The sequence below is a fragment of the Desulfovibrio sp. genome (genome assembly GCA_016208105.1).
In the GTDB taxonomy this organism is placed as follows: Bacteria; Desulfobacterota; Desulfovibrionia; order Desulfovibrionales; family Desulfovibrionaceae; genus Fundidesulfovibrio.
This window is the reverse complement of sequence record JACQYS010000020.1, coordinates 132,186-146,463: the sequence shown is the minus strand read 5'-3', so window position 1 is coordinate 146,463 and position 14,278 is coordinate 132,186. Positions and strand designations below refer to the sequence as shown.

The 14,278-nt window shown below is 59.2% G+C and carries 12 protein-coding genes; all 12 read left to right on the top strand.

The window, feature by feature from the left end; translation table 11 throughout:
* The first annotated feature begins 18 nt into the window (after positions 1 to 18).
* Positions 19 to 1,047, top strand: a complete 1,029-nt coding sequence (gene tdh / locus HY795_12390) for an L-threonine 3-dehydrogenase (protein ID MBI4806025.1) — start codon at positions 19 to 21, stop codon at positions 1,045 to 1,047.
* A gap of 410 nt (positions 1,048 to 1,457) precedes the next feature.
* Positions 1,458 to 2,225 (top strand): IclR family transcriptional regulator, encoded by a 768-nt coding sequence (locus HY795_12385; protein ID MBI4806024.1) that lies wholly within the window; start codon positions 1,458 to 1,460, stop codon positions 2,223 to 2,225.
* A gap of 208 nt (positions 2,226 to 2,433) precedes the next feature.
* On the top strand, positions 2,434 to 3,567 hold the full coding sequence (locus HY795_12380; protein MBI4806023.1) for an ABC transporter substrate-binding protein: 1,134 nt from the start codon (positions 2,434 to 2,436) through the stop codon (positions 3,565 to 3,567).
* 91 nt (positions 3,568 to 3,658) lie between these two features.
* On the top strand, positions 3,659 to 4,552 hold the full coding sequence (locus HY795_12375) for a branched-chain amino acid ABC transporter permease (GenBank protein MBI4806022.1): 894 nt from the start codon (positions 3,659 to 3,661) through the stop codon (positions 4,550 to 4,552).
* Positions 4,552 to 5,583 (top strand): branched-chain amino acid ABC transporter permease, encoded by a 1,032-nt coding sequence (locus HY795_12370; protein ID MBI4806021.1) that lies wholly within the window; start codon positions 4,552 to 4,554, stop codon positions 5,581 to 5,583. Before HY795_12375 ends, HY795_12370 begins: the two co-directional genes overlap by 1 nt.
* Positions 5,583 to 6,368 carry an ABC transporter ATP-binding protein gene (locus tag HY795_12365; GenBank protein MBI4806020.1) on the top strand — a complete coding sequence of 262 codons (786 nt, stop codon included), beginning with the start codon at positions 5,583 to 5,585 and terminating at the stop codon, positions 6,366 to 6,368. Before HY795_12370 ends, HY795_12365 begins: the two co-directional genes overlap by 1 nt.
* Entirely contained in the window at positions 6,361 to 7,065 is a 705-nt protein-coding gene (locus HY795_12360) for an ABC transporter ATP-binding protein (GenBank protein MBI4806019.1), read from the top strand. The genes HY795_12365 and HY795_12360 overlap by 8 nt, the downstream gene beginning before the upstream one ends.
* A 4-nt stretch (positions 7,066 to 7,069) precedes the next feature.
* A complete protein-coding gene (locus tag HY795_12355) occupies positions 7,070 to 8,566 on the top strand; it encodes an aspartate ammonia-lyase (GenBank protein ID MBI4806018.1) in 1,497 nt (498 codons plus the stop codon).
* Between the two features lie 2 nt (positions 8,567 to 8,568).
* Positions 8,569 to 9,054 (top strand): asparaginase, encoded by a 486-nt coding sequence (locus HY795_12350; GenBank protein MBI4806017.1) that lies wholly within the window; start codon positions 8,569 to 8,571, stop codon positions 9,052 to 9,054.
* A 240-nt stretch (positions 9,055 to 9,294) separates the two neighbouring features.
* The gene (locus tag HY795_12345) at positions 9,295 to 10,320 is read left to right on the top strand and encodes an SDR family oxidoreductase (protein MBI4806016.1); all 1,026 of its coding nucleotides are present in this window, start codon (positions 9,295 to 9,297) and stop codon (positions 10,318 to 10,320) included.
* 278 nt (positions 10,321 to 10,598) lie between these two features.
* Positions 10,599 to 11,132 carry a bacterioferritin gene (locus HY795_12340; protein MBI4806015.1) on the top strand — a complete coding sequence of 178 codons (534 nt, stop codon included), beginning with the start codon at positions 10,599 to 10,601 and terminating at the stop codon, positions 11,130 to 11,132.
* A gap of 294 nt (positions 11,133 to 11,426) precedes the next feature.
* Positions 11,427 to 14,249: an EAL domain-containing protein gene (locus HY795_12335; GenBank protein MBI4806014.1), complete on the top strand. Its 2,823-nt coding sequence runs from the start codon at positions 11,427 to 11,429 to the stop codon at positions 14,247 to 14,249.
* The last annotated feature ends 29 nt before the right edge of the window (positions 14,250 to 14,278 follow it).

The following is a 14,278-nucleotide window of genomic DNA, read 5'->3' as shown; positions in this document are numbered from 1 at the left end:
GACAAGGCGACACACCATATGAAAGCGCTAGCCAAGACCGAGCGCGGTCCCGGACTCAAGCTCATCCGGACCGCCAAGCCCGAAGTGGGGCACAACGACGTTCTCATCAAGATCAAAAAGACCGCCATCTGCGGCACGGACGTGCACATCTGGAAATGGGACGAATGGGCCCAGAAGACCATCCCCGTCCCCATGCACGTGGGGCACGAGTATGTTGGCGAGATCGTGCAGATCGGCCAGGAGGTGCGCGGCTTTGAAATAGGCGACCGGGTTTCCGGCGAGGGCCATGTGACCTGCGGGTTCTGCCGCAACTGCCGAGCCGGGCGCAGGCACCTGTGCCGCAACACTTTCGGAGTGGGGGTGAACAGGCCTGGATGCTTCGCGGAGTATCTGGCCATACCGGCCTTCAACGCCTTCAAGATTCCCGACGACATAAGCGACGACCTGGCCGCCATTTTCGATCCCTTCGGAAACGCGGCCCACACCGCCCTGTCCTTCGATCTGGTGGGCGAGGACGTGCTCATTACCGGCGCCGGACCCATAGGAATCATGGCCGTGGCCATCTGTCGGCATGTCGGCGCGCGCCATGTGGTCATAACCGACGTGAACGACTACCGTTTGGATTTGGCCCGCAACATGGGCGCCACCCGGGCAGTGAACGTCGCCCGGCAGCAGCTTCCCGAAGTGATGCAGGAACTTCGCATGACCGAGGGGTTTGACGTGGGCCTGGAGATGTCCGGCGCCCCGCAGGCCTTTGTGTCCATGCTGGAGAACATGAACCATGGCGGCAAGGTCGCGCTTTTGGGGATTCCGCCTGCGAACACGGCCATCGACTGGAATCATGTGATTTTCAAGGGGCTTGAAATAAAGGGCATTTACGGGCGCGAGATGTTCGAGACCTGGTACAAGATGGTGGCCATGCTCCAAAGCGGCCTGGACATAAGCTCCGTAATCACCCACCGCTTCGCGGCCGAGGAGTTTGAGAAAGGCTTCGAAGCGATGATGAGCGGATCAAGCGGCAAGGTCATCCTGGATTGGACTGAGTAAAAGAGGGACGATGTCCCGGGTCGCCGGAAGGGCGCTCCCCTCTGGTCGTTCGCTTCGGGGAGTGAATCTTTGTGATCCCTTTTATGGCGCCGGTCTCCGGTATTCGGAGGTCGGCGCCATTTTATTGCTGCTGAATCCGGGAAAAGCTTGGTCAAAAATGGCGTGATCCCAAATGCTTCTGGCTGTACGTCATCTTGGTGCAGGCTGCGCGAACTCGCGATTCGGTGGCGGGGTGAGTCTCGCCAATTTAACGGAATTGTTGATCGTAACTTTGTTGACAAAGTCGCCCTGAAAGGAATAGATCGTTCCTGCTGTGCATCAATCGTTTCGCTGAGAGAAACGGCCTGGGCGCGGCGAGCACGCTGATATTCCAAATCATTTCGCTACAATCCGGTTTCAGGAGCACGCTCGTGAAGGGGAAGGACAACGCCTCGGAAACTCTGGCAAAGGGACTGAGAATCCTGGACATCTTCGGCGTCGAGGATGCGGGGTTCACCTTAAGCCAGATCGCCGGCAGGGTCAGCCTCAACAAGACCTCCGTCTACCGCTACGTCAATACTTTCCGCGAGCTGGGCTACCTGCGCCGCGACGAGCGAACCGGCTTGTACCATCTGGGAGTGCGCTCCCTCTCGCTGGCTCATTCCATTATGGAAAAGAGCGAGATGGTGCAGCAGGTGAAGCCGTTCGTGGAAGAGGCCTTCCGCAAACACGGCGTCCACGTTGACGTGGGTATTGTGGCCGGAGACGCCATCTACCTCATCTACAGGCACGAATCCAAGGACACCTCGGTGTTTCGCTCCTTCAGCTATTCCTCCGAGCCCTATTATTTGGCCACGGGCAAGGCGGCCATGGCCTTTATGGACCCTACGGACTTAAACCAGCTTCTCGACCGTCTGGACCTTACAGCCAAAACCGAGAAGACCATCACGGACAAGAGCGAACTTCTGGCTGACCTCAAAACGGCGCGTGAGAAGGGGTATTCGGTCAACAACGAGGAGTTCGTGCCCGGGCTCATAGCCATTGGAGCTCCCCTGTTTTCTTTGCGCACTGGCAAGGTGGTTGGTGGCGTCAGCTTCGACTCCACCACGGACCAGTATTCCATGAAGGAATTCGAGGCCAGGTTCGTCGGTTATTTGGTGGAATTGGCCAAAAAGATTTCAGCCGTGGTTTCTCTATAGCCGCGGTATCCTGTTTCTTGAATTTTGGTATTTGTCCGCATTCCACGGGAAGTGAACAGGACGCGAACCGTTGGGTGCGGCGGCAGTACGGAGGGGGAGGATGTCTCCCCCTCCAGGGGAACGGCCCGGAATCTTTGAATATCATCCGGCCGTGCGCGCGGTGGCGCGGGCGGTCCCCGGGTGCAACGCACAACGTGGAGGAATGTCGATGAAAAGGATTATTGCCCTGTGCATGGCCATGGTCTTCGCTTTTGCGGGTCTGGCCTGGTCCGCTGACGACACGGTTCGCATCGGCGTGTTCCTGCCCCTGACCGGGCAGAATGCCTTCGGTGGTCAGCTCGAGCTGGAAGGCGTGCAGTTGGCCAACAAGGAAGTGAACACCGTCCTTGGCAAGAAGGTCGAGATCGTCACTGTGGACAACAAGTCCGACAAGGTCGAAGCCGCCAACGCGGTCAAGCGCCTGATCGAGAAGGATAAGGTTCAGGCCATCATCGGTACCTACGGTTCCTCCCTGGCCATGGCCGGCGGAGAAGTGTCCGAAAAGGCCGGCATCCCCCAGGTGGGCACCAGCTGCACCAATCCCCTGGTGACCGCGGGCAAGAAGTACATCTTCCGCGTGTGTTTCATCGATCCCTTGCAGGGCGCCGGTGCGGCAACGTATGCCTACAAGACCCTTGGCCTGAAGAAGGCCGCCATGTTGGTCGACGTGGCCAACGACTATTCCGTGGGCCTGTCCAACTTCTTCAAGAAGTCCTTCACCAAGATGGGCGGTCAGGTGGTCTCCACCCTGAACTACCAGTCCGGCGACCAGGACTTCACCGCGCAGCTCTCCAAGATCATTTCCGAGAAGCCCGACGTCCTGTTCATCCCCTCCTACTTTGCTGAAGGCGCCATCATCATGAAGCAGGCCAAGGAGCTTGGCGCGACCTTCAAGATCATGGGGGGCGACGCCATGGACAACCCCGAGATCACCAAGATCGGCGGCAAGGCCGTGGAAGGCTTCGTGCAGACCACCTTCCCCTACGATCCTTCCATGAAGGACATGAACGCCACCGCCAAGAAGTTCACCGAGGAATGGAAGAGGACGTTCCTTTCAAAGGAACCCAACGTGAACGCCGCCCTGGGGTACGACGCCTACATGATCATCATCGACGCCATCAAGCGTGCCGGCAAGGCTGAACCTGAAGCTATCACCAAGGCCCTGGCCGAGACCAAGGGCTTCATGGGCGTGACCGGCTCCACCACCATCAACGAGACCCATGACGCGGTGAAGCCCATCGGTCTCATCGAGATCAAGGACGGCAAGAAGGTTTACGTGGGCGAAGTCGCTCCCGAGCTTTAGCCGGGTGCGCATCACGCGCCGTTGACGACGATCCGGGCGGGGGGCGTAAGGCTCCCCGCCCTTTCACGGCACCACAAAAGGACTTTCACCAATGAATGTCGAAACGTTCATCCAACACGCGCTCAACAGCCTGACCCTGGGCAGCCTCTATGCGCTCATCGCCATAGGCTACACCATGGTCTACGGCATCCTGCGCCTGATCAACTTCGCCCACAGCGAAATATTCATGCTGGGCGCCTATTTCGTCTTCTGGGGGGTGACCCTTCTGGCCCTGCCCTGGCCCCTGGCCATCGCCCTCTCCATCGCCTTCACGGCCGGGGTGGGCATCATGGTGGACAAGGTGGCCTACCGCCCCCTGCGCGACGCGCCCCGAATTTCCGCACTGATAAGCTCCATCGGTGTTTCATTCTTTTTGCAGAACGTGGCCATCGTGTTCTTTCAGGCTATACCCCGCGCGGTCTACCGCCCCGAGTGGATGGAGCAGCCCTTCATCCTGGGCAATGTGCGCATCCTGCCCATCACGCTTTTCGTTCCGGTGCTGTCGGTGGTTTTGATGCTCGGGCTGTTGTACATCGTCTACCGCACCAAGACGGGCCTTGGCATGCGGGCCATCAGCAAGGACATAGAGACAAGCTACCTCATGGGCGTGCCGGTCAACCGGGTCATCGCCATCACCTTCGGCATCGGCTCCGCCCTGGCTGCGGCCAGCGGCATCATGTGGGCGCTCCGGTATCCGCAGCTCCAGCCCATCATGGGAACCATCCCAGGTTTCAAGGCCTTCATCGCCGCCGTGTTCGGCGGCATCGGTTCCATCCACGGCGCGGTGGTGGGCGGCGTCATTCTGGGGTTCATCGAGATCATGACCGTGGCCTTCTTCCCGGATTTGGCCGGCTACCGCGACGCCTTCGCCTTTGTTCTGCTCATAGTGGTTCTTATGATTAAGCCGACGGGCCTGTTCGGAGCGAGAGTGGAGGACAAAGTATAATGAACAAGAGCGCCATATTCCTCCTCAATATCGCGGCCGTGTCGGTCTTGGGGCTTTTCCTTTGGTGGGCCGAAGGCTCCCTGGACGGCTATAAGATTCAGATACTGAACCTCATCGCGGTGAACATCATCCTGGCCCTGTCATTGAACCTCATCTACGGCTTCACCGGCATGTTCAGCCTTGGCCACGCCGGATTCATGGCCATCGGCGCCTATGTGTGCTCCATTTTGATCCTCACCCCGGATCAGAAGGACACCATGTACATCCTGGGCGGCGCTTACGAATGGGTGCAGAACGCCCAGGCCCCCTTCCTGGCCGCGGTTGTCGCGGGAGGCTTGGTGGCTGCGGTGTTCGGCTTCATCGTCGGGTTTCCGCTGCTTCGCCTTGGCGACGACTATCTGGGTATCGCCACTTTGGGCTTTGCCGAGATCGTGCGGGTAGTGGCTACCAACGTTTCCGGAATCACCAACGGCTCGCTTGGCCTCAAGGGCATACCGGCCCATGCCAACCTGTGGTGGAACTTCGGCTGGTGCCTGGTGACCCTCTACGTCATCGTGCGCCTTCTCAAGTGCAATACGGGAAGCGTGTTGAAGGCCATCCGCGACGACGAGATCGCGGCCAAGGCCATGGGCGTGAACGTCTTTCGCTATAAGCTGCTCTCCTTCACGGTGGGCTCCTTCTTCGCGGGCATTGGCGGAGCGCTTCTGGCAAGCCTGGTGACCACGATAGATCCCAAGATGTTCCTCTTTACCCTGACGTTCAACGTGCTCATGATCGTGGTCACGGGCGGACTGGGGTCGCTCACCGGCTCGGTTCTGGCGGGAGTGGGCATCACTGTGCTGCTGGAGTGGCTGCGTGTGGTGGAAAACCCCATCTCGCTTGGCAGCTTCGAAGTGGCCGGGATTCCCGGAATGCGCATGGTGGTGTTCTCGCTGGCGCTCATCGTCATCATCCTCTTCAGACGCGAGGGGCTCATGGGCATGCGCGAGTTCAGCTGGGCCAGGCTCCTTGGCAAGAAGGGGGAGCGGTAATGAGTAAGGACATCATCTTAGAGGTCAAGGGCCTGACCATGCGCTTCGGCGGCCTCACTGCGGTCAATGGATTTACGGCCTCGCTGCACCAGGGCAGCATCACCGGGCTCATCGGGCCCAACGGGGCAGGTAAGACCACCTGCTTCAACATGATCACCGGATTCTACAAGCCTACGGAAGGCCGTTCCTTCTATATGGGCCAGGAGATGACCGGGCTGCCCCCGTACCTGGTCTGCAAACAGGGCATAGCCCGCACCTTCCAGAACATCCGCCTCTTCGGCAACGAGACCGTGCTTGAGAACGTGATGATCGGCGGCCACCTGCGCCAGAAAACCAGCTGGATCCAGGCCGTATTTTTCACTCCCGCCTACTTGAAGGAAGACAAGGCCATGCGCAAGCGCGCCATGGAGCTTCTGGAAGTGGTGGGGCTTGGCCATCTGGCTGACGAGCAGGCCAACAGCCTTCCCTACGGGGCCCAGCGCAGGCTGGAGATCGCCCGGGCCCTGGCAACCCAACCAGGCCTTCTCCTCCTGGACGAACCGGCCGCGGGCATGAACCCCCAGGAAACCCAGGAACTTATCCGGTTCATAAGAGACATCCGGGACCAGTTCGGGCTTACCGTGTTTCTCATCGAGCACGACATGAAACTGGTCATGGAGATTTGCGAACACATGTGGGTGCTGGATTACGGCGTTACCATAGCGGAAGGAGCTCCCGAGGCCATCAAGTCCAACCCCAAGGTCATCGAGGCCTACCTGGGAGAGGAGGTCCACATCGATGCTTAAGATCACCGACCTCCATGTGCATTACGGGGGCATCCACGCCTTGAAGGGCGTCAGCCTGGAAGTGCCGCAAGGAAAGATCGTCACCCTGATCGGGGCCAACGGCGCTGGAAAATCCAGCACGCTTCGGGCCATCGCCGGACTCGTGAAGAACAAGAAGGGGTCCATCACCTACAGCGGCAAGGACATCGGGGCCATGAACCCGGTGGATATCGTGAAGTCAGGCATTGTCATGTCTCCGGAGGGGCGGCGCATTTTCCCCCATCTCTCGGTGTACGAGAACCTCATGCTTGGGGCCTACAGCCGAAGCGACAAGGACGGCATCGCAAAGGACTTGGAATGGGTGTACGAGCTTTTCCCCCGCATGCGCGAGCGCATGCAGCAGCGGGGCGGCACGCTCTCGGGCGGCGAGCAGCAGATGCTGGCCGTGGGCCGCGCGCTCATGAGCGCTCCCGAAGTGGTCATGCTGGATGAGCCGAGCCTTGGCCTGGCGCCGCTTCTGGTCCGGGACGTGTTCGAGATCATAAAGACCATCAACCAGAAGGGCATGACCGTGCTGCTCGTGGAGCAGAACGCCTACGCCGCTCTCAAGGTGGCCCATTACGCCTACGTGCTGGAGACAGGTACCATCGTGCTGCAGGGAACCGGCGAGGAACTCTGCACCGACAAGCGCGTCTGCGAAGCCTATCTGGGAGGATAATCCCATGGTCGACACACGTTCCGGCGGCGCGTCAGGACAGTACCGCCTGGAATCCGACTCCCTGGGCGAGATGCAGGTCCCTGCGGGCGTGCTCTATGGGGTCCAGACCTTGCGGGCCATCCACAACTTCCCCATAACCGGGGTGCGCATCTCCCACTACCCTGAGTTCATCAAGGCTCTGGCCGCCATCAAGAAGGCGGCGGCCCTGGCCAACCACAGGATGGAGCTTCTGGACTCCGAACGCATGGACGCGATCTGCCGGGCCTGCGATCTGCTCATGGCCGGCAAGCATCGGGGACATTTCCGGGTGGACGTGATCCAGGGCGGGGCAGGGACGTCCAGCAACATGAACGCCAACGAGGTTATCGCCAACCTGGGCCTGGAGCTCATGGGCAAAAGGCGCGGCGACTACCAGTTTTTGCATCCCAACAACCACGTCAACCTCTCCCAGTCCACCAACGACGTCTATCCCTCGGCCATCAGGCTCACCTTGGTGATCATGGGCCAGGCCCTGCACAAGGCCATGGGGCGTCTGAGCCAGGCCTTGGAGGAAAAAGGGCGGGAATTCGCCCATGTGATAAAGATCGGGCGTACTCAGCTCCAGGACGCCGTGCCCATGACCCTGGGCCAGGAGTTCAAAGCCTGGGGTATCATGGTGGAGGAAGATCGCCAGCGCCTGCTCGAAGCCCTGGACCTGGTCCGGGAGATCAACCTGGGCGGCACGGCTATCGGCACGGGTATCAACGCCCCGCCCGAGTATGCCCCCTTGGTGGTGGCCCTCCTAAACCAAGTGAGCGGCCAGGGCATGCTTCTGGCCGAAAATCTGGTGGAGGCCACCCAGGACACGGGCGCATACGTGCAGTTTTCCGGGGTGCTCAAGCGTACGGCCGTGAAGCTTTCCAAAATATGCAACGACCTGCGGCTGTTGTCCTCCGGCCCGCGCTGCGGCCTGGGCGAGATTCGTCTGCCCAAGATGGCCCCGGGCTCGTCCATCATGCCTGGCAAAGTGAACCCCATCATTCCCGAGGTGGTCAACCAGATCGCCTTCCAGGTGATCGGCTCTGACCTGACCGTGACCATGGCCGCCGAGGCCGGGCAGCTTGAACTGAACGCCATGGAACCGGTGCTGGCCCACAACCTGTTCAATTCGCTCATGCTCCTTCGCCGGGGCTGCGTGGTGCTGGCTGACAAATGCATTAAGGGCATAGAGGCCGACGAGGAACGCTGCCGCCGCAACGTGGAGCAGAGCCTGGGGCTTGCCACGGCCCTGTGCCCCTACGTCGGGTACGACACTGCGGCCAAAGTGGCCCAACACGCTGCCCGGGAGAACCTCACGGTGCAGGAAGCGGCCAAGACGCTTTTGGGATGGGATGACGCAAAACTTGGCGATGTTTTGAATCCCGAGCACATGCTGCGTCCCTCTCAGCCGAATCGCGAATACGTCTGTTTCACTTCGGACCGCCCTGGGACCCAGGCCTCCACGAGCGGCAAGGAAGAATAAGCGTGAAGATAGCAATTTACACCATGGGCGGCACCATCGACAAAATCTACTTCGATGACCTCTCGGACTATGTGGTGGGCGAACCCCAGGCGGGTGAAATCTTGAAGGAAGCCCAGGCAGCGTTCGAATTCTCGGTCAACGAGGTGCTGCGCAAGGACAGCCTGCACCTGACCGATGAGGACAGAGCCTTGCTTCGCGAACGCATCGCTGCCGATCCGTGCCCTTTTATCCTGGTCACCCACGGCACCGACACCATGGCGGAAACGGCCAAGGCCCTCATGGGTCTTACGGACAAGGTGATCGTGTTCACCGGAGCCTTGAGCCCGGCCCGGTTCAAGGGCTCGGACGCGGGCTTCAACATCGGCTGCGCCGTGGGCGCGGTGCAGTCGCTTCCCCCCGGGGTCTACATCAGCATGAACGGCGTGGTGTTCGAAGCGGGAAAGGTCCGCAAGAACAGGGCTGCCGGGCGCTTCGAGGCCACGGCCTGAGTCTGTCCCGCTGATTATCCGGCGACGCCTTGAGCCATGTATTCCTGTTGAGGGCTTCCTCCCCTTTGCATTATTCGCCGGTTGCGCTTCATTGCTTCCCATTGTGGGCAATGGTGTGCTTTCTTGATTGCCAAGACCAAAGAAGTGGTTCACTAGAGCGGGGCACTTGCGCCTCGTCCTAGATTCCATACGGCCCAGAATAGTCCTAGTGAATAATCGTTTGATGCGGAGGTCCTCAGAGTGTTCGATACCGTAGCCCTGTCCCTGCAGCAGTCTCCTTTGAAATGGCTGGTAACTGGCGGAGCCGGGTTTATTGGTTCCAATTTGACGGCGAAGCTCTTGAAACTGGGCCAGACCGTGGTGGTGATGGACAGCTTCGCCACCGGGCACCGCTCCAACCTGGACTCTGTGAGAAACTCCGTGGGTGAAGAGGCCTGGACCAGGTTTTCATTGATCGAGGGGGATATTCAGGACATTGAGGCTTGCCGTAAGGCCTGCCAGGGCGTCGACTACGTTCTCCATCAAGCTGCCCTTGGCAGCGTGCCGCGATCCATCGAAGACCCGGTCACCTCGAATTCGGTCAACCTCGGCGGGTTCGTGAACATGCTCACAGCCGCAAAGGACGCCAAGGTGGCGCGCTTCGTCTATGCGTCTTCAAGCTCTGTTTACGGCGACCATCCCGATCTTCCCAAATTCGAACAGCGCATCGGAAACCAGCTTTCCCCCTATGCCGTTACCAAGCGGGCCAACGAGCTCTATGCCGGCGTGTTCGGTTCCTGCTACGGCATGGAATTGATAGGGCTGCGCTACTTCAACATTTTCGGCCCCAGGCAGGACCCTGAGGGAGCCTACGCTGCGGTCATCCCCAAATGGTTCGCTGCGTTGCTGAGCGGCGAGACGGTCTTCATCAACGGCGACGGCGAGACCAGCCGGGACTTCTGCTTCGTGGAGAACGCCGTGAGGGCCAACATCCTGGCAGCGGTGTCCAAACATCCTGAGGCTCCCGGAAAATCCTACAACGTGGCCTGCGGGCAACGTACCACGCTAAACGAACTGTACTTTCTCCTGCGAGACCTGGTTGCGACCCGCAAGCCCGAGGCTTCCACCGCTCGGCCAACGCACCGGGACGAGCGCCCCGGAGACGTTCGCCATTCCCTGGCGGACATCTCCCTGGCAAAATCTCTCCTGGGCTATGAACCAGTGGTTCAGATCAAGGAAGGCCTGGAAATGGCCGCTGAGTGGTACTTCGGTCTGTCCGGGAAATAAGAGATACACACGTTCTCTTGCAGCCTCACCCCATCTCATGGTGAAAAGGCCGACGGGAACCCTCCCGCATTGGAACTCGGATTCACGCAGCGTGAATCCGAGTTTTGTTATTTGGAGTGTGCCGGCCAGGGTTTGAAGCCGGTCGTGCGTATCGTGGAGCCTGTGGGTTGCCTCTGAGGCTTGGATTCGTGTAGTACTCGAAGCGACAATCCAGCTGACAGCTTCATTGGTTCGAACACCCAGGCGTCCCGGTTTCATGGCGCCAAAAGGAGAGACTCATGGCAGACAGGCAGGCCCGCAAGAAAAAGGTGATCGAGGTCCTGAACAAGGCCCGGTCCATGGAACTCTACGCCATCACCCAGTACATGAACCAGCACTACAACCTGGACAATATGGATTATGGGGAATTGGCCAAGAACATGAAGCTTATCGCCATCGACGAGATGCGACACGCCGAAATGTTCGCCGAGCGCGTCAAGGAGCTGGGCGGCGAGCCGTCCACCGACAGCGCGGGCAAAGTGAAAAAGGGCCAGGATGTGAAAGCCATCTTCCCCTTCGACTCCAATCTGGAAGACGAAACCGTGGATCAGTACAACCAGTTTTTGAATGTGTGCCGTGAAAGCGGTGACAGTGTCAGCGCAAAGCTCTTCGAGACCATCATCGACGAAGAGCAGGCGCACTTTAATTACTTCGACAATGTGGACGGCCACATCAAGAGTCTGGGCGACACCTATCTTTCGAAAATCGCCGGGACCCCTTCCGCCACGGGCGGAGTTCCCAAGGGCTTCGTTGTGGGTGGTGGCGCGGCGTAAGAAGGCTCCTCTGTTCTATGTGTACGGCCCCGTCAGCATCTCTGCTGGCGGGGCTGTTTCTTTTGCCGCAACCACGTTGAAGAAACGTGGTGAGTTTGTGCCTGTTATTATTGATTACGGGTGCGAAAAATACACAAAATACAGAAAGAACGAATAGTTTCAGTCTGGCATTTCGTTGAAACTGAAGGTAGGGTAAGGAGCAAGTTTGTGGTAGGGTTTCACGTATGATCTAATGAGAATGGATTCTCTCTACCCTTTTATTTCGAAGAGAGAGCAAGGCTTTCCAATACTGGCATGAGCAAGCTGTCTGTCAAAATCCATTGTCTGGCTGGTCATATTCGGCGGACCCTCATCGTCGTCTCCCTGGCGGCAGCCGTACCGGCCTTGGGCTTGATAGCCTATCTCGGGCTGGAGCAGCGCAAGCTCATTGTGGACGAGTTCAAGCGAGACTCGCTGGATGTGGTTGAGGCTGTTTTCACCCTCCAGCGCCAGTTCTCGGACAAGACGAAAAATCTGCTTGAGACCTTGGATCGCCTCCTGGCGGACATCCCCCCAGATGATATTGCCGGAAACGAGCGGATCCTCCGCGAGGTGCTCGCAGCCAACCCGGCATACGTCACGTTCGCCGTCGTCGATTCCAACGGCCTGCTCGTGGCCGGGGCAAAGCCGGTATCCAAAAACATTTCCGTGGCCAACAGGCGTTACTGGGTCCTGGGCAAACAAAGCATGCGTTTCAGCGCCGGGGAATACGCCATCAGCCACACCACCGAGGAGCCAGTCTTCCACTTCGCCTTACCCAGGCGGGACAAGGCAGGGGAGTTCAGCGGCATGTTAGTCGCCGCGGTTAAGCTGAATTTCCTTGAGCAGTATCTGGACAAGTTCCAGATGCCCCAGGGCGGGGCTCTATTGCTTGTGGACAACAAGGGAATCCGCCTGCTTCGCCATCCGAGGTCGCCTTCACGTCCTGAAGGCGAGCCAGTGGCAAGTAATATACTAGAATTGTTGGATAAGGGTGGGGCTTCAGGTTTCTTCAAAGCCCCCGGGTACGATGGGACACCGCGTTTTTATACGTTCATGCGCTTATGGCTGGAAGGGGAACCGCGCCCATATGGAGCGGTGGTGCTTGCCGTTCCGGTCAAATCTATCGAGACCATGTCTACTGACCTGCTGGCGCGCAACATGCTCTTGTTGGCTGTCGCGGCATTGCTTGCTCTGGGCCTGGCCCGTTATCTCGGAACCCGCGCCTTGTTGCGCCCGGCCGGAACCTTGGTGCAGGCGGCAAAACGGTTAGGCGCGGGCAACCTGCACCCGATCGCGGAAGGGGATGTCCCCGGGGGCGAGCTGGGTGTGCTGGCTCGCTCATTCAACGAAATGGCCGACAGTCTGCTTCTGAGGGAGAAACAGCGTTTCATCGCCGAATCCGCGCTGGCTGATGGCGAAAAGAAATTCAGAGCCCTTTTCGAGCATACTCAGGAGCTCATAGGGCTTCTTTCGCCAGAGGGCCTGTTGCTGAAAGCCAATCCGGCCGCCCTCAGCGCGGCGGGTGTCGACATGAATTCTGTTGCGGGAAAGCCTTTCTGGGAAACACCCTGGTGGAATGATGACCCCAAAAAGCAACTCCAGCTCAAACAGGCCATTGAGAAGGTTCAGTCCGGCGGAGTGGTCACTTTTGAAACAAACCACAGGGGGGCCGAGGGGCAGCTTCTCCATGTGGAGTTTTCCCTGCAAGGCGTATTGAGTGAAGTCGGGGAGCCTCTGCTGCTCATCGCCGAGGGCCGTGATATCACTGAGCGCTACGTCATGGAGTCCAGGCTTCGCCACATGGCCTTGCATGATCCGCTGACCGGCCTGGCCAACCGGACTCTCCTGCGCGACCGGATCCAGCAGGCCATCTCCTGGGCCAAGCGCAATCCCAAGGAATGCTACTCGGTACTCTTTATCGACATCGACAGGTTCAAGGTCATAAACGACAGCCTTGGGCACGCCTCAGGGGATGTGATCCTGCAGCAGGTGGCGGCAAGGTTTCAGGCGATGCTGCGCGAAGGAGACACGCTGGCCAGGTACGGGGGGGACGATTTCGTGGTGCTAGTGCGCGCCATCCCCTCGGCGCGCGAATCCATCAGGCTGGCCAGAAGGCTGACCAAGGCACTCGCACAGCCGGTTGAGGTGGATGGGACGCGTGTGCAGGTAAGCGTTTCCATTGGAATCGAACTCAATCCGCCAAGCGACCCGTCGCCGGATGAACTCATCCGAAATGCCAATCTGGCCATGCACCACGCCAAGCAATTCAGAAGAAGACGTCCTAAGGCGTTTACCGCCAGACTTCTGGAAAACATCAAGTCTCTTCAGTTCATTGAACAGGAGTTGCCCGAAGCGCTTAAAAACGGGCAGTTCTATCTGGTGTTCCAGCCAATAGTGGATGCGGGAAGGGGAGGGGCTTTGGCCGGTTTCGAGGTGCTCAGCCGCTGGCATCACCCGCAGCGGGGAGCCATAGCGCCCATGGAATTCATCCGTCTGGCCGAAGACACCGGCTTCATCATCACCCTGGGCGAGTGGGTTCTGGACTGTGCCTGCCAAACCCTGGCCGCCTGGGTGGACGACAGCGAGTGTGCCAGTGACATCTTTCTCTCGGTGAACGTCTCACCCCGTCAGATCGCGGATCCAGGTTTTACGCCCATGGTGCGCCAAATCCTTGGCAAGCACAGCCTGAACCCGGAGAAGCTCCATCTGGAGATCACGGAAACGGCCATCATGGAGGCCTCCAGCCAGAACATAGATCGCTTGAACGAGCTGGCTTCGCTCGGCGTGCACCTCTCCATCGATGATTTCGGGACCGGGTATTCCAACTTGGCCCTGATGACCAAACTGCCAGTTTCGAACCTGAAGATCGATCTGTCCATCGTCATGGCCATGGACGACCAGCCCGGGAATCTTGCGGTGGTAAAGGCCGTGGTGACCATGGCCAGGGCCCTGGGGCTGGACGTGGTGGCCGAGGGCGTGGAGACAGGGCGGCAGCGGGATATGCTGCTGGAGCTGGGATGCGGTTTGCAGCAGGGGTATCTCCATGCCCATCCACTGGCGGTGAATCAGGCCCAGGCCCTCCTGCGAAACGGCTAAAACGGCTTCTCCTCTCATCCAAGTTCCCG